This is a genomic window from Leptospira bandrabouensis, from assembly GCF_004770905.1.
In the GTDB taxonomy this organism is placed as follows: Bacteria; Spirochaetota; Leptospiria; order Leptospirales; family Leptospiraceae; genus Leptospira_A; species Leptospira_A bandrabouensis.
In genome coordinates, this window is the sequence record NZ_RQHT01000014.1 from 1016287 (window position 1) to 1032002 (window position 15716).

The 15716-nt window shown below is 37.7% G+C and carries 14 protein-coding genes; 9 read left to right on the forward strand and 5 right to left on the reverse strand.

From position 1 onward, the window contains the following. Positions 1 to 34: 34 nt before the first annotated feature. Together EHR07_RS11985 and EHR07_RS11990 are read left to right on the forward strand one after the other, a co-directional pair. Positions 35 to 604 carry a hypothetical protein gene (locus tag EHR07_RS11985; protein ID WP_135745289.1) on the forward strand — a complete coding sequence of 190 codons (570 nt, stop codon included), beginning with the start codon at positions 35 to 37 and terminating at the stop codon, positions 602 to 604. Positions 605 to 719: 115 nt separating this feature from the next. Continuing rightward, positions 720 to 3695 carry a TonB-dependent receptor gene (locus EHR07_RS11990; RefSeq protein ID WP_409035734.1) on the forward strand — a complete coding sequence of 992 codons (2976 nt, stop codon included), beginning with the start codon at positions 720 to 722 and terminating at the stop codon, positions 3693 to 3695. 84 nt (positions 3696 to 3779) lie between these two features. On the opposite strand, the gene EHR07_RS11995 is transcribed toward EHR07_RS11990, so the two are convergent. Then, entirely contained in the window at positions 3780 to 4610 is an 831-nt protein-coding gene (locus tag EHR07_RS11995) for a prohibitin family protein (protein WP_135745291.1), read from the reverse strand. A 24-nt stretch (positions 4611 to 4634) separates the two neighbouring features. Between EHR07_RS11995 and EHR07_RS12000 the strand changes: the two genes are divergently transcribed. From EHR07_RS12000 to EHR07_RS12010, 3 genes are all read left to right on the forward strand, one after another. Beyond that, positions 4635 to 5129, forward strand: a complete 495-nt coding sequence (locus EHR07_RS12000; protein ID WP_208739776.1) for an ankyrin repeat domain-containing protein — start codon at positions 4635 to 4637, stop codon at positions 5127 to 5129. A gap of 115 nt (positions 5130 to 5244) precedes the next feature. Then, entirely contained in the window at positions 5245 to 5484 is a 240-nt protein-coding gene (locus EHR07_RS12005; protein WP_135745292.1) for a type II toxin-antitoxin system Phd/YefM family antitoxin, read from the forward strand. Then, positions 5481 to 5879 (forward strand): type II toxin-antitoxin system VapC family toxin, encoded by a 399-nt coding sequence (locus EHR07_RS12010; protein WP_135745293.1) that lies wholly within the window; start codon positions 5481 to 5483, stop codon positions 5877 to 5879. The genes EHR07_RS12005 and EHR07_RS12010 overlap by 4 nt, the downstream gene beginning before the upstream one ends. Before the next feature lie 100 nt (positions 5880 to 5979). On the opposite strand, the gene EHR07_RS12015 is transcribed toward EHR07_RS12010, so the two are convergent. From EHR07_RS12015 to EHR07_RS12025, 3 genes are all read right to left on the reverse strand, one after another. After that, positions 5980 to 7419, reverse strand: a complete 1440-nt coding sequence (locus EHR07_RS12015; RefSeq protein ID WP_135745294.1) for a M20/M25/M40 family metallo-hydrolase — start codon at positions 7417 to 7419, stop codon at positions 5980 to 5982. A 66-nt stretch (positions 7420 to 7485) separates the two neighbouring features. Then, complete coding sequence (locus EHR07_RS12020; protein WP_135745295.1) at positions 7486 to 8088, reverse strand: class I SAM-dependent methyltransferase; 603 nt, start codon at positions 8086 to 8088, stop codon at positions 7486 to 7488. A 70-nt stretch (positions 8089 to 8158) separates the two neighbouring features. Next, positions 8159 to 8851, reverse strand: coding sequence for a nitroreductase (locus EHR07_RS12025; protein ID WP_135745296.1), 693 nt, complete (start codon positions 8849 to 8851; stop codon positions 8159 to 8161). A gap of 116 nt (positions 8852 to 8967) precedes the next feature. On the opposite strand from EHR07_RS12025, the gene EHR07_RS12030 reads away from it, so the two are divergent. The 4 genes from EHR07_RS12030 to ilvD all read left to right on the forward strand — a co-directional run bounded on the left by EHR07_RS12030 (position 8968) and on the right by ilvD (position 14596). Next, positions 8968 to 9549 carry a TetR/AcrR family transcriptional regulator gene (locus EHR07_RS12030; RefSeq protein ID WP_135745297.1) on the forward strand — a complete coding sequence of 194 codons (582 nt, stop codon included), beginning with the start codon at positions 8968 to 8970 and terminating at the stop codon, positions 9547 to 9549. Continuing rightward, a complete protein-coding gene (locus EHR07_RS12035; protein WP_135745298.1) occupies positions 9546 to 12206 on the forward strand; it encodes a TonB-dependent receptor plug domain-containing protein in 2661 nt (886 codons plus the stop codon). Before EHR07_RS12030 ends, EHR07_RS12035 begins: the two co-directional genes overlap by 4 nt. Then, a complete protein-coding gene (locus tag EHR07_RS12040; protein ID WP_135745299.1) occupies positions 12203 to 12850 on the forward strand; it encodes a hypothetical protein in 648 nt (215 codons plus the stop codon). The genes EHR07_RS12035 and EHR07_RS12040 overlap by 4 nt, the downstream gene beginning before the upstream one ends. Positions 12851 to 12919: 69 nt before the next feature. Then, positions 12920 to 14596, forward strand: a complete 1677-nt coding sequence (ilvD, locus tag EHR07_RS12045; protein ID WP_135745300.1) for a dihydroxy-acid dehydratase — start codon at positions 12920 to 12922, stop codon at positions 14594 to 14596. A gap of 44 nt (positions 14597 to 14640) precedes the next feature. Here ilvD and EHR07_RS12050 read toward each other — a convergent pair whose 3' ends face one another. After that, a complete protein-coding gene (locus EHR07_RS12050; protein ID WP_135745301.1) occupies positions 14641 to 15663 on the reverse strand; it encodes a pirin family protein in 1023 nt (340 codons plus the stop codon). Positions 15664 to 15716: the final 53 nt, after the last annotated feature.

Below are 15716 nucleotides of genomic sequence, written 5' to 3' on the forward strand. Positions count from 1 at the left end.
CTAGTGATCATAAACTGATCACTAGGTGTTTTATATGAAGAAATTAATATTTATTTTAATCAACTTATCTCTTATTTCTTGTGATCGCGACAACTGGCGTGATCAAATGGAAGAAGAAAATCAAAAAGTAATTTTACAAATCAAAAACGACCAAAAACAAATCGAACTAAACAGGTTGAATCAGAAAGACTGGAATCAATCTTCCAAATCAAAAGAACTAGCAATTAAGAATTTTTTAACTGAAATATCAAATACTGGAAAACCAACTTCGTATTACGTTAGCTGGGACGAAAAAATGGAAGTGTTATTTCCGAATGTTCTTGGCTATGGAACTATGTTAGATTCTACACCTCTTACCGAATATAAGAAGATGCTCGATATTCGTGAAGAAATGGCGATTAAAGAAATCGCAAAGTTGATTTATGAGAAAAAATTTCAAATAACATCGATTGACTGGGATGATCCAAAAGATTACCGAAATTTAAAAGCGTATAAACCAAAATCAATTCAATTGAAAATTGATAAAAATCTATATGAATTGAAACAAATCAAAATGGTATTTCAAACAACAACTGGCTATAAAGTTGGAGTTTTAGCACCTTAATCTTGTAATCGTTTTGTAATAATTAGTTCACGTAAACGTAACTCAACTCAATTCCCTTTTCATTTACTTATTAATAAATTCTATAAGCTTGGCTCTGAAGGAATTTATGAACTTAATTAAGAAGATAATCATTCTACTCACATTGTTTCTTGCTACATCTCTGAGCATATTTGCCCAAAGTAATGGGTCAGTAAAAGGAACAATTATTGATTCGGAAAACGGAGAGCCTGTCTTCGGTGCCACTATCGTTGTAAGATCTGAGAAAAAATTTGCTAAGACTGATTTTGATGGAAAATATACATTAGATCTCCCCCCTGGCACATACCAAGTGGAATACCAAATGTACGGTTATGGTCCACAAAATAGGACAATAGTCGTTGCTGCTGGAAAAGCTAGTCAAATGAATGTGACTTTTGGAGCGCAAGTTTTACAAACAGTTGAAGTAAAAGATCGCGCTTTGAATGAATCAGATGCAGCTCTATTACAACTTCAAAAAAAATCTGCAACTGTATCAGATTCTATCGGTGCTGAATCTATCAAAAAATCCCCAGATTCATCTGCAAATGAAATAGTAAAACGTGTAACAGGAATTACATTGATTGGTGGTAAATATGTTTTTGTAAGAGGTCTTGGTGAAAGATATTCCTCTACATACTTAAATGATGCTTACATTCCATCGACAGAACCTGATAAACGTGTTGTTCCGTTAGATTTATTTCCTGCTTCCTTAATTAAAAATATTAGAATTATTAAGACTTTTGTTCCAGAAGAATCTGCTGAATTCTCCGGAGGATTAGTTAAAATTGAAACTAAGGAATATCCAGATGAATTTACTATGAAAGTTGGATTGGGTATTGGTTATAATTCAAATACTACAAGGAATAAATGGCAAACTTTTAATGGTGGGGATTTTTTTGGAAGACCAACTGCAAACCAAGAATTACCTTCAATTGTAAAATCTGTTCCAGAATATTTACCATTTGAACCTGGTAGTAGATTTGGTGGAATCAATCCATCTTTAATCAGTTTAGGAGCTACTACATTTCCTTCTACATGGACTCCTGATACGACCAAAGCACCATATGATAAAAACTTCAATTTTACAGTTGGAAATACATTTAAATTAACAGAATCCGGCCAAAGGTTAGGTGTCCTTTTTGGAACAACACACTCAGTTGATTATCGTTTCAAAAGGCAAAAAGATGTTCGTTATATACCGGGTAATCCTGTAAATCTCTCTCTTAAAGATCTTACTACAGTTTCTCCACTACAAACACAAGATGCTGATATCTATTTAGAAGAACGTTTGTTTGGAAACAATTTAAACTTGGCTTATGAACCAATGAGTGGTCAGCAATTCTTTCTTAAGAATTTTTATTCTGTATCTTCTGAAAAGTCAGTTCGTGAATCTGTTGGAACAAACAATATTGACAATTTTCAATTTTTTTCACAGACTAATGATTTCATAAGCAGACAATTATTTAATTCAAGTTTTGGTGGAAAACATTCAATTAACTTAGGTTCTATTGGAAGGCCACATACTCTCGATTGGCAGATGAACTATGGTGAAGCTAAAAGAGATGAACCAAACTTAACACAACAAGTTTGGCGTAGACCACAAACTAGTCCAGTTACTACCGTCCCTACTAGATTAGGTAATAACCCTGATGGTTCTAGATTTTATTCTACTGCAAATGATACCGTGAGAAGTTTTAGCGTAGCATACGAAATACCTTTTGACCAATGGAATGGACTTAAATCTTCATTTAAATTTGGAGGCTCGGCTTTAGACCGATTCAAATCATTTACTTTCCGAGAGTTTGGATCCAAATCAAATGTTGGAGCTACTACCAATGACTTGTATCCAGTTCCAGGAGAGCTCGTATATAATCCTTTAGAATTTCTGAGAACTAATAGCACAGGACTTGCCAATAGAACTTTTTCTGAAAGGCAAGTTGAGCCTAACGCTTATGATGCATATCAGAAATTGCATTCTTATTTTTCTCAAATTGATATCCCACTATTCTCAAAGTTTAGATTTATTGGTGGAGCGAGATATGAAGACTCTTACCAAAAGGTAAAAACATTTGTATTGAAGGAACAGTTTGATGTAAGAAAGCCAGGTTATGGTTGTGAAACTGGGTCGGAAGGAGAGAGAATTCTTTTAGTTAAAAACAATATATGTGCTGCAGATAATAATGGTGTAGGTGAAATTAGAACTAAAGATGTTCTTCCAAGTGCAAATTTTGTTTATGAATTTCTTAAGGATCAAAACTTAAGGTTTGGTTATACTCAAACTTTAACAAGACCAGATTTTAGAGAAATGTCTCCATTTGCTTTCACTCCTTACTTTGGAGGTGATAGAATTAGAGGAAATCCAAACTTACAAAGAACGTATATTCATAACTTTGATTTTAGATATGAATACTTTATGGGTGGTGCAAACTATGCAGCAGTTGGTGTATTTCATAAAGACCTTTCCAATCCTATTGAGTTAATTGGACAACCTGTCGCAGGTCAAATATCACCATTTTTTACTTATGCAAACGCTAGCCGCGCCACGATTCGAGGGGTTGAACTAGATTTCAGAAGGGAATTTTTTGATAGATTTCGTTTTGAAACAAACGTTTTCTTTATTAAGTCTTTAGTAAACGTTATGACATGGGAGCAGTTTACAATAGGAAAAGCAGGAATATTGGATCCAATCGATAGAAGTTTTTCTTATGATCCAACTAACATTCGAAGACCCTTGCAAGGACAATCTGACTTTGTTGCAAACCTAAAATTTGATGTTTATTTGAATAAATTAAAAACTACAACTATTGGATTATACTATAACTACTTTGGAGATAGAATCTTTGTGGTCGGGGCTAACGGTACTCCTGATGCTTATGAACGTGGTGTAGGTTTGACGGACATTGTGTTCTCTCACAAAATAGATGAAAAATTAGATTTTAAATTTGCAGCGAAGAACGTAACAGACCAAAGGTTTAAGATTTATGTTAAGGATGAGTTACTCAACGAAGAGAAACTTTTCCGATCCTACAGGGAAGGTGTTTCTTTCTCCATGTCTGCTGGATATAAGTTCTAAGCTAAATATCCAAATAGACCTTCTTAAAAGTGGCCCTACCTAAAAAGGTGGGGCTTTTTTATTGATAATCCTACTACCTCTCCCTCATTTCCCCTCTGGATTCACGATAATCGGCAATCCATCTTTTCCGTTGGGAACAAAAATCAATTTATTATTCGGATTCTCCATTGCCTTCAATTGGATGTATTTTGGTGTTAAGGATTCCGAAATCATTCGTTGTGCTTTGGCTTGTGCTTCAGCTTCAATGAGTACGGCTTTGGCCCTACCATCCGCAGAGATCTGTTGGATTTCTGCATCTCGTTTCGCAATATTGATTTCGAACTTCATTTGTTCTTGTTCTTGTTGTTTAGTAAGTTTACTTTCTATTGCTTTTAAAATGGATGGGCTATACTCAACATCATCAATAATTACATCATCGATTTCGACATGTTTGTCTTTTAGTTTTTCGGCCAGAGACTTTTTAATTTGTGCAGAGACGTTAGGTGTTTCTTTGGAAATCGAAACCATATTATAAGCAGATAAAATATTTCTTATCGCAGTGCGAAATTGAGGTTTAACAACCTTCTCATAATAATCTCGGCCAATCTCCATTTCTAGTTCGTAAATTTCATTTTGGATCGGTCGGATGATAATAGCCGCACTAACGGTAATGGTCAAATCATCTCGAGTTAATACTTCTACCTTTTCTTGGTGACTCGTCCATTGGATTGAGTAAATATAAACACTATTCCAAGGCATATAAGTTTGCACTCTGGATTCCAGTGGTTTCTGGCTGAGGCCGGTGCTATATGGCCTCCACATCAGTCCCACCTCGCCCGGGCTAATGATGGACAAACAAGATATAAAAGAGGATAGGCTCACACCCAAAATGACAAGGAACTGGAAACTGTTTGGAAAAATGGATCGACGTTTCATAGTTAAACCATTAGACTAAAACCGATGTTACAATTTCTTTCCACTCGATTTTTTATTCCTGCAAAGCCCTTTCTCATTTTTTTGACAATCATCCAATTTGGTGTTTCCTGTATGGAAGATGAAACGGTTGTCAAAGCACCCATGAGCCGCGAACATCGCCTCTTTCACGCAGTAGAAAAAGGAAACTTAGAATTAGTAAAAGAACTTTTGGCGGAAGGAGTCTCTATCAATGCTAAGGACTCCTTAGGCAATTCCCCTCTCATCAAAGCTGCTGACGAAGAGGATTTGGACATGGCAAAGTTCTTAATCGAAAAAGGTGCCAACGTTAATCTTCGTAATACGACAGGAGAAACCGCACTCTACCGCGCTGTATACCGCGGAAATTTGGATTTAGTAAAACTCTTAGTGAAAGCTGGGGCAGAAACCAAAGTCAAAACCGTAGGTGGTGTGAGTCTTGCGGAACTTGCCGATGAACGAGGAGAAGAGGGGATTTTGAAATATTTGCTCTCTCTAAAATAGGAATTGCCTAATTAAATAAGTTCGAATATCGTTCGTTATGCGACATGACTCAAAATTTGATTTACCGCGTATGAATTAAATTGACAAGTAGTCAAGAAAACCACATACTCATAATATGAAAGCATTCCCTGTTGGTGAGCTCAAAACTAAATTCTCAAATATATTAGAATTAGTACAAAATGGTGAGGAAGTTGAAATTCTTTATGGAAAAAACAAAAAGCCAGTCGCCAAAATAGTCCCGCTATATTCTAAAAAATCGGGAAAACGAAAATTAGGAATATTAAAGGGAAAATCAAAAATTACTTTCGCAAAAAATTTCAAAATGACTGAAGATGAATTACTAAATTTGAAATGAATTATTTAATTGATACACATTGCATACTTTGGTGTATTTCTGATCCGGAAAAATTGAGTAAAAATGTTTTAAAAATCATAGAAAATTCGAGTAATCGTATAATCGTTTCTAGCATATCGTTATGGGAAATAGCACTAAAAATTAGGTTAAAGAAATTAGAAATTTCTGGGTTCAAAGAGGAAAATATACCTGAATTATTAACAAAAATGAATATAGAAATTATGGATTTTTCCGGCGATGAAGCAATTCTATTTTCAAAATTTGAGCTTTTAGATCATAAAGATCCATTTGACTTATTTCTTATTTACCTATCAATTAAGCGTAATTACACTCTCATTAGTAGAGATTCAGTTATATCTAAAATGAAGCTTAAAGGTTTCAAAACTATCTGGTAAATAGCCTAAAACACTCCGCCTAACAGCACCTAGTAATATAATCTGGCACTCACTCTTATCAGAATCAGTGCCATCCTCCATCCTTCACAACCCACTTCCCTTACTGATTCATCTCTACTAAAGTCTCAAAAAGGATCTTAGTTCCAAGTTCCAAATTATCAATCGTCATGTTTTCATTTTTTCCATGCATTCCATCGATGTCTTCTGATTTAAGAACTGCGGGAATCAGACCGTAAGCTTTGATTCCTACCCGTCTTAAATAAGAATTATCTGTTTTGCCCGGAGAAAGGAAAGGAGTCACTGTACTATTGGGAAATTTATTCACAGAAACAGCGGCCAAGGTGCTAAAAAAACGCGTATTGATGGGAGATACATCTGTCGGATTGATGTCGGTAAATGTAATCTCTGCATTGTATTTGGCAGCAATGGTTTTTACCTTATTGGCAAATTCCTCAATATCAACACCGGGAAGTGTGCGGATATCCAATCTTCCTGAAGCTTCGCCCGCTATCACATTTTCTCCACCTTCCCCTTCTGTGGTACGAAATCCTGTAATGGATTTTGTATTGGTTGTCATTGCCGTCAGGTGGCGATTGCTTCGAATGGTTCCATGTAATAAAGGTTTAATGAGTGGATTTCTTGCATTTTTTAAAAAGAAAGATTTTGGAAAAGAACTGATAGTCCCAAGTTGGTAAAAAAACGCATCGGTTTCTTCTGTTATGCGAATATCAGATTCTAGTTCTCTCACTTCATTAAAAAATTGAATTAAGGATAAGGCTGGGTATTGTGTTGGAGGTGAGGACCCATGTCCGCTTGTTCCTTTAATTTTTGCTCTTAACCAAATGTTTCCTTTTTCCGCATATTGAATGTTAAAGATAGTGGAACCAGGAATCACAATGTCTCTTGTGGCAACTCCACCTTCATTGATGGCGTATTCATATCCTTCAAAAACTTGTTTTTGTTTTGAAGTCATATACTTTCCACCTAACTCGGAACCAGATTCTTCATCGGCCAAAGCCAAATACATAATTTTTCTAGTTCTTGGAATTCCCGATCGTTTGATTTCCAGAAAGGCGAGTAATTCCATAACTGCCATTCCTTTCATATCAATAGCCCCTCGCCCCCAAACTCGACCTTCGTTTACAGTGCCAGAAAGTGGTGCCATTTTCCATTCACGAGGATCAAATTCGACTGTATCCAAATGGTTGGCGAGGATGATCCCTGGTTCGGGATTGGGAACTGTGGCTGGTAATTCCGCAATTAAGTTTGGTCTTGTGGGGTGTTTGGGATCAAAAACAAATCGAGAAGGAATTCCTTCTTTTGTGAGGACAGCTTGGATGTACTTGGCCACTTGGATTTCGTTTCCACGCACAGAAGGGATCTTCAAAAGATCGGTCAAAAGTTTGACGGCTTCTGTTCTACGGGCTTCCCAATTCACTTTCGGGTAAGATTGTTTTAGTTCCGCATACTTAACCTTTTGACCAAACGAACATTGTAAAAAGAAACTAATTCCTATTAAAAACGAAATGAAAAATTTCATGAAGCTTTTCCCCTTCTTCCGGAAAAAGAGAATCATGAATTTCCAAACTTAAAAGAAAAAACTTACTTAAATTTTTCGTAAAACCAATCTTACAATGGCGGCTTTTCCTCTATGGAACGGACTTTCATTCAGTTCAATTTCCAAAGCCTCTTCATATTCAACACTCATTTCCGAAAAATCCATCCGCAAATCTTTTAAATGGTAGAGCATATCAGGATCTTTCGGACCACCTGATGTATATTTTAACTGGTCGGGAGAAAACGCTTCCAATAACAAAATGCCACCAGGTTTTAATGTGCGAACACAATTCCTATGAATGGTAGTGCGAATGGATTTAGGAAAATGACAGTAGATCAAAGCAACCATATCCATTTGGTCGGGTGCATAAGGATAATTCAAAGCATCTGAAATTTCATAATGAAAACTTACATTTTTTTCTTTAGCAAGAGCCGTTGCTTTTTCTTTTCCAGATTCTGACTGATCAAAGGCAAATACATCCCAACCAAGGCCAGCAGCAAAAACAGCATTTCGTCCTTCTCCTTCACATGGAAAAAGGATTCTTCCTTTTTTTAAATTTGGTAAACGAGTACGTAAAAACTCATTTGGATCTTTTCCATAAACATATTCTTCGCTCGCATAACGTTCATTCCAGAAAGTTTTAGAATACATACTGACCTGCTGTTTTGAATTTTTTAGTTAGATCAGCATATACTAAATTTTAAGAATCAGAAATCCTTTTTCAATAGAAATGAATTAAATCTTCGGCCGATTCCCTCGGTGTATGGAACCTGTTAAGTTCTGAATCTGGATTCGGATACCCAATGCTTAGTCCCAAAATCACTTTTTCCTCTTGGGGTAATGTAAGAGCATTTCTTACCACATCGGGAAAGGCACCAAGGGCTGCTTGGGGGCATGTGCCTAAACCTTCTTCTCTTGCTAAGAGCAAAACCGATTGGAGAAAACATCCTAAATCAATTCCAACAAAAAAGTTTAGATCGAATTTGGAGGTGATAAAGACAGCCGTCGGTGCCCCGAAGAATTCAAAGTTTCGAAGCATAAACTTATCTCTCGCTTCTTTGTCTTTTCTATCTATTCCTGCTACTCCATAGATTTTCATACCTAAATCAAACATTCGTTTTTTAGCGTCGCTTGGATAAGATTCTGGCCAACTAGTTTCAGGACGTGGGGTAGATTCAAGTGCTGCTTTTGTCAGTGCTTCCGCTAAGAGGTCTTTTTTTCCCCCACTCACAATATGAACCTTCCAAGGTTGGGAGTTTTTCCAACTGGGGGAGCGTAAGGCCTTTTCAAAAATTCGTTTGAGGATTTCTTCTGGAATCGGTTGGGACAGGTATTCTCGGATACTATGGCGAGTATCTAATGCTTCTGTGACCGAAGTAGCCGTTTCGTGAATGGATATCATTTCAGAGTTCATTTGGATTCTCCTAGGACACATACATACCAGTCGGTATGTATTGGCAAGAACTTTTCATACATACCAGTTGGTATATTATTTGCCTGAATACCGAATTTATGGAGTTTGGAGGAGATATGAAAAAGGAACCAACCCGAGTCCGACTTCTCCAAGTCAGCCGCAATTTATTTTTAAAACAAGGATACTCAGAAACCGGACTCAATCAAATTGTGGAAGAGGCTAAAACTGTCAAAGCAAGCCTCTACCAACACTTTTCCTCAAAAGAAATGTTGGGTAAGGAAGTGCTTCGGATCTATTCGGAAGAAAATTTAACATTGCTTAAATCCTTGATGAAAAGAAATCCAAAACCATTGGATTTTATCAAAGCATGGGTGCGAATTCTTTCGAGAGAAGCAAGGGAATCCCAACTGTATGGATGTGGGATGGCAAATTTCCGAGCCCAAATTGCTGCAAATGAATTGGAAATTCGGAAAGAAATTGAAGAAATTGCCAATCGAACTATCGATTGTTTAGCAGAGTATCTGGAAGATTCGGTTGGGAACGTTCACTTAAATTCTAAAGTGGATTGTCGACTACTCGCCAAACAATTATTTTTTGTTTATGAGGGGGTTTTGCAAGGATACCGTTTGCTTGATGATAAAAGATCATTGGATGAACTTTATCGTATTGCAGAATGTTTAATTCCTAATTCTAAATGAAACAATATTGGTTACAATTATTAATCTTTCTTCTAACTTTTGTTTGGGTTTTGCCCAGTTATGCAGAAGGAAATATAGAAGTTATATTTCAAATTGTAAAATCCAATTCCGGAAAACCAGTAAACAATGCTTTAGTTATTTCAAAAAAAGGAAAAACAAGTGCGGTATCAAACGAGGAAGGAATCGCCAAACTTCGATTTCCCGAACCAGGATATTATGAAATCAAAATTTCGACCGCTGACAAAACAGAATCAGTATTTCGAGAAGTCCGTTTTAAAGGCCAAGTAATCCTTGTCACTATATACGAATCAAACTTAGCAGGAATTTTGGTGAGTGGGGAGAGGGATAAAACTCCGCTTTCTCGGTATGGACTGGTCCAAGAGGAAATCAAACGTCTTCCGGGAGTTTCCGGTGATTCCTTGAAAGCACTGCAAACGGTTCCTGGTGTTGTGATTGGGGCCCCCGTAGGGATTTTACCATCTGTATTTACAAACATTGGATCCAATTTACTCACTGGAAATCCTTATAGCAATAGCGAAAGAGGGGACCTATCTTTGCGAGGAGGCGGTACAAGGCAAAATCAATATTACTTTGATGGATTTCCTCTTCCTTATCCCTTTCATTTAGGAAATCAATCTTCTGTTTTAAATAATAACCTAATCAAGTCTTTTGATGTATTTTCAGGTGCATTTCCGGCTAAATATGGTTATGCGACTGGAGGAATTATTGCCATTGAAGGTACAGATCGGGTGGATGAAAATAAAACTGTCATCAATACCAATTTGTTTTTATCAGATGTTTATAACCAATCCAAAATCCTACCAGGACTTGCCATGATCAGTTCTGGCCGTAAAAATTATCCTAACGTAGTTCTACTCCAAGCCTATCCCCAGGGAATTCCTGAAGATGCTAAATTTGCTGAATACCAAGACTACCAATGGAAACTCATTTGGGATATTAACTCCGAACATAGATTAACAGTACAAACTTTTGGAACAAGAGATCGCCAGGCTTATACAAAGGCCCAAGCAGATTTAGAACGGGGAGGAGGAGACCCAAGACCACCTACTGGACTCGATCGTATGTTCCGAACCGATGCGATTCGTTATGTTTGGAAAGGAAAATCCTTTCGAAATACCTTATCTTATTCCCGTACCTCTTTTAATGAATTTTTTGAACTTCGTTTTACTAATCCACTGACGGCAGAAAATATTTTTGGGTTACAGAACAGAACCACTGATTCTATTACTTATGTGCATAATGCTTTCGAATGGGAACTTTGGGAAGAACATCTCAAACTCGAAGCGGGAGTGCAGGGTCGCTTCCGAGAGACAACTCTTAAGGGAGAAAATATTTCTTCCTATAACCGCTTATTTTTTGATATATTCAATGATCTTTTAAACTCGAATGCAGCGTTTCGATCTGTGATTGATGGAGACCGAATTCGGTATAAGGAAAAATCTGCCTATGCAGAACTTCCTTTTAAATATGCTGGTTTTCGCCTAACACCAGGTGCACGAATTGACAATTATTCAGGCAGTAACGAAACCAATTTGGCTCCCAGGATTACTGGCGGTTATCTTTTTGAATCCACAAAAACAGGGATCATGGCAGGGCATGGAATTCATTATAACGCCCCAGTGTCTATCGAAGCACTATCTTCGAAGTCAGGAAATCCTAATTTGTTTATGGAAAGAGCCGAACACAATTCAATTGGTGTGAGCCAAGAATTAGCAAACCATTGGCAAATTAAAATCGAAGGTTTTCGTAATATCTTTCAAAACATCATTGTTCCCGATGCCTATATTGTGGATCCTTATGCTCTCAATAATGATGTTAGGGTTTTTGTAAATGAAACGGCAAAGGTACTTGCAAATCCGATCACTCCCAAAAATCTCAACTATTCCAATGCAGGTTATGGACATTCAGAAGGTGTAGAAATTTTTATCAAAAAAACAAAAGATCCAAGAGAACAGTCAGGGCTTTTTGGATGGATTTCTTACACAAACTCTATCACCAAACGAATCAATAACCAATCCAGGTTGAATAGTGATGAAACTAGAAATAGAACTTTACTCAATAATTCAAGAACACTTTTGGCACAAAGCAAATTGGGAACCAACTACATCAATTATTACGATGATAACAATGTAGAAGTGATTTATAATAATGACAAAGAACAACTTTATGATTTGGACAGAACTCATATTTTGAATATTGTATTTGGTTATAAATTCAATCCAGAATGGATGGTGGGTGGCAGGTTTCGGTATTTTTCGGGAACACCTTATACTCCCATAACTAGTGCTACACGAGCCAACCAAGCTGCCACTTTTGGTTTGAATTTATATTTTCCAAATTATTCTAGTAATTATAACAGCGATCGATTTCTACCTTTCCATCAGTTTGATTTGCGAATTGATCGAATTGAAAACTATTCCTGGGGATATGTGAATACTTACATTGAATTTGTGAATTTTTATGGGCGAAGGAACCAAGCGGGTTTTGACTTTGATAATACTAAAAACTTCCAAAGGAATCAGAATCCGGCCCCTACTTATGATACTGTCAATTCTCCTTATATTGTCTCTCAAACACCTAACGGAAAAATGGCGATCATTCCTCTTGTGAATATCGGTATCGAGGTAAGATTTTGAAAAGAATCGTAATGAGTTTGTATTTAGTTCTTTTTTTTGCCTCTTGTTTTGAAAGTGGGAGCGAAAAAGAGAAAAAAGAGGAAAACAAACAAACTTTGTTTCTGACTACATTGTATTTGGTCAGGGAGTCGGGAAATTGTATTAAAACAGATACAACACTTCCTACTAACAATCAATTCTGCAGCAGGCGACCATTGGGAGTTTGTTCAGTCAACCAACTTGTTCTCACACAAAATGAATTGAATGTTATGTTCAATGAAATGAGAACCATTCAAAATAGGACCAGTGATTGCCTAGAATCCATCCTTCAATCAGGGATCCTGGTTTTGAAAGCAACCACTGCCTCTGAGATAGAGAATATAAAATCAAAATATACATTCCGCGTGGTGGATTCTTGTGAGTTAGAAGGATTCCAGCTATCGAACGAAAAAAGATTAGCGAACTTTTCTGAAATCCAATGGTTAGAGTCTGTGCGCGGAAAAATCGCCAAAGCTGCAAAAAACATCACAAACAACGGGTTTCTGCCCCAAGGAAATCGTGATAGAGCTAACAGCTGTTTGAATTTAGAGTTTAAGGATTGGGAAAAAGACCTAACACAAGGAAATCTTGAAAATAATATCCTAGTCGAAATCACTCGACCATAAATTCAAAATCCGCTTTCCTTAACCTCGCCATCTTTCATTTTGTCTTTAATCCAAAGGAAATTGAATTTTATGTCTTTGAATCGATACAGCCGCACCCTTACCCAAGATGAATCCCTTCCTGCTTCGCAAGCCATGATCATTGGATCGGGAGTTCCTTATGAAGATTTGAACAAACCATTCATAGGAATTGGAAGTACGGGATTTGATGGAAATCCGTGTAACATGCACTTAACTACTCTATCTGCCTTACAAAAGAAAAGTATCTTAGATACAAAACAAATGGTGGGTTTATTATTTAATACGATAGGTGTGAGCGATGGAATTACCAATGGAAATGACGGAATGCGTTATTCCCTACCATCCAGAGAGATCATAGCCGACTCCATTGAAACGATTGCCGGTGCTCATTATTATGACGGACTGCTTTTTACAGCTGGTTGCGATAAAAATATGCCAGGTGCCATTATGGCAATGGCAAGACTCAACCGTCCATCCATCATGGTCTATGGCGGAACCATCAACGGTGGTCACTATAAAGGGGAAAAATTAAATATTGTTTCAGCCTTTGAAGCTTACGGAAAAAAAATTAACGGTAAAATCACGGAAGATGATTTTAAAGAAGTGATTAAAAATTCCTGCCCGGGGCCTGGCGCCTGTGGTGGAATGTATACTGCCAACACAATGGCAACTGCCATTGAAGTCATGGGAATGAGTTTGCCTTATAGTTCTTCTTCCCCTGCACGCAGTGAAGAGAAAAAGAAAGAGTGTATGAATATTGGAAAGTATATGTACAATCTTTTAGAAAAGGACATCAAACCTTCTGATATCATCACTCCTAAATCCATTTTAAATGCACTTCGTGTAGTCACCATTCTTGGTGGTTCAACTAACGCTGCTTTACATATGATTGCGATTGCAAGGACAATGGGAATTCCACTTGATTTGGAACAAATTCAAAAAGTCACTGATACCACTCCGCTTCTCGCAGATATGAAACCAAGTGGAAAGTATCTTATGGAAGACCTGCATGCCATCGGGGGAACTCCTGCCATCATGAAATTCATGTTACGCGAAGGTTTACTTGATGGTTCTTGTTTGACGGTTACGGGAAAAACCATTGCAGAAAACTTAGAAGCACTACCTGATCTTCCGAGTGACCAGGACTTACTTCGACCTGTTAGTAACCCCATCAAAAAAGAGGGCCATATCCAAGTTCTCTATGGCAATATTGCCAAAAAAGGGGCTGTGGCAAAAATCACAGGACATGAAGGGGAGATGTTTGAAGGCAAAGCCATCTGTTTTGATTCGGAAGTAGAAGCCAATGCTGGGATTCGCGATGGAAAGGTAAAACCAGGCCATGTGGTTGTGATTCGTTATGTGGGTCCCAAAGGTGGACCAGGAATGCCTGAGATGTTAAAACCCACTTCTGCGATCATTGGAGCGGGTCTTGGTGACAACGTGGCACTTATCACTGATGGAAGGTTCTCTGGAGGAAGTCATGGATTTGTAGTAGGCCATATCACCCCAGAAGCAATGGAAGGAGGGGAAATCGCCTTTGTCCAAGATGGGGATAAAATTCTCATTGATGCTCGCACCAACAAACTAGAGGTTTTGGTTTCTCCAGAAGAATTGGAAAAAAGAAGAGCGGCCTGGAAAAAACCACCGTACAGGATCACCACTGGATATTTATGGAAGTACATCCAGATGGTAAAAGATGCAAGTACTGGTTGTTTGACAGACCGTTAAAAATTCACTTTCCCTTTCACTCTTAACGGAAATTCCCACTCGAATTAGGATTTAGTGGGAATTTCTTCTTTGCCATCTGCATGTCTGGCAAATCTACCTTTGCCGACATGGACTGGATCGTAAGAATCCCAAGGCCATCCACCAAATTGTGTTTTGCGATAGTCGTCAAACGCCTGTTGTATTTCTTCTTGTTTGTTCATCACAAAAGGTCCATATTGCACCACTGGTTCGGCAATGGGTTTTCCTTCTAAAATCAAAATACGGGCCGCTTCCGATCCATTTTTTAATTCTGCAGAAACATCAGACTTTAGATTGTACATATGTTTTCCGGGAACTAAGACCTCATCGATGACAAGTCCTTCCCCTCGGAAATAATATAGATTTCTATTGTTACCTTCTGAACTTGCGGGAAGAACAAAACTGGCTTCTGGATCTAAATCTAAAATATAAATTCCTACTTCGTTTTTTGGATCTCCTGCCCAGGAATCTGGTGGAGGGTCTAGTGGTTTTTCGCCAAACAAAGATCCTGCGACCGTTTTGATTTTTACTTTTTTACCAGCGGTATCTGAGATAACTTTAACAGGAATGTCTTCGTTCCAAAACATTTTGAAATGTGGATCTACAAATTTATTTTTAGCAGGAAGATTTAACCAAATCTGAAAAAGTTCCAAAGTATTTTCTGCCGATTCATCCACCAAAGGAAACATTTCGGAATGTTGGATCCCAGCACCGGCTGTCATCCATTGTACGTCCCCATCTCCATACCTGCCGGCAGCTCCTTGGGAATCAGCATGGTCAATCAGACCCCTTTGGACTACAGTGACTGTTTCAAATCCGCGGTGTGGATGACCAGGAAATCCAGGAATGGTTTCCCCATGATACATCCTCCATCCATCTTTGCCGGCAAAGTCTTGGCCAATTTGTCTTCCTTGTAGAGAAGCATCTGGGCCAAACTTTCCATTGCCTTTGGGATAAAAATCTTCGTGGTGAACACAAAACAAAAATGGATCCGATGTTGGCCATTGGAAATCGAGTTTTTGCGCGTATAATATTGATTTGTGTTTCATCTAATTGTCCTATTTCACGAATACTATCGTTACTAATAAGACAGCAGATAAGA

What these genes read in the sequence shown, in the direction of transcription:
- EHR07_RS11985 (WP_135745289.1), top strand. Translation starts at nt 35, where the DNA reads ATGAAGAAATTAATATTTATTTTAATCAACTTATCTCTTATTTCTTGT.
- EHR07_RS11995 (WP_135745291.1), bottom strand. Translation starts at nt 4,610, where the DNA reads ATGAAACGTCGATCCATTTTTCCAAACAGTTTCCAGTTCCTTGTCATT.
- EHR07_RS12000 (WP_208739776.1), top strand. Translation starts at nt 4,635, where the DNA reads ATGTTACAATTTCTTTCCACTCGATTTTTTATTCCTGCAAAGCCCTTT.
- EHR07_RS12005 (WP_135745292.1), top strand. Translation starts at nt 5,245, where the DNA reads ATGAAAGCATTCCCTGTTGGTGAGCTCAAAACTAAATTCTCAAATATA.
- EHR07_RS12010 (WP_135745293.1), top strand. Translation starts at nt 5,481, where the DNA reads ATGAATTATTTAATTGATACACATTGCATACTTTGGTGTATTTCTGAT.
- EHR07_RS12015 (WP_135745294.1), bottom strand. Translation starts at nt 7,419, where the DNA reads ATGAAATTTTTCATTTCGTTTTTAATAGGAATTAGTTTCTTTTTACAA.
- EHR07_RS12020 (WP_135745295.1), bottom strand. Translation starts at nt 8,088, where the DNA reads ATGTATTCTAAAACTTTCTGGAATGAACGTTATGCGAGCGAAGAATAT.
- EHR07_RS12025 (WP_135745296.1), bottom strand. Translation starts at nt 8,851, where the DNA reads ATGAACTCTGAAATGATATCCATTCACGAAACGGCTACTTCGGTCACA.
- EHR07_RS12030 (WP_135745297.1), top strand. Translation starts at nt 8,968, where the DNA reads ATGAAAAAGGAACCAACCCGAGTCCGACTTCTCCAAGTCAGCCGCAAT.
- EHR07_RS12035 (WP_135745298.1), top strand. Translation starts at nt 9,546, where the DNA reads ATGAAACAATATTGGTTACAATTATTAATCTTTCTTCTAACTTTTGTT.
- ilvD (WP_135745300.1), top strand. Translation starts at nt 12,920, where the DNA reads ATGTCTTTGAATCGATACAGCCGCACCCTTACCCAAGATGAATCCCTT.
- EHR07_RS12050 (WP_135745301.1), bottom strand. Translation starts at nt 15,663, where the DNA reads ATGAAACACAAATCAATATTATACGCGCAAAAACTCGATTTCCAATGG.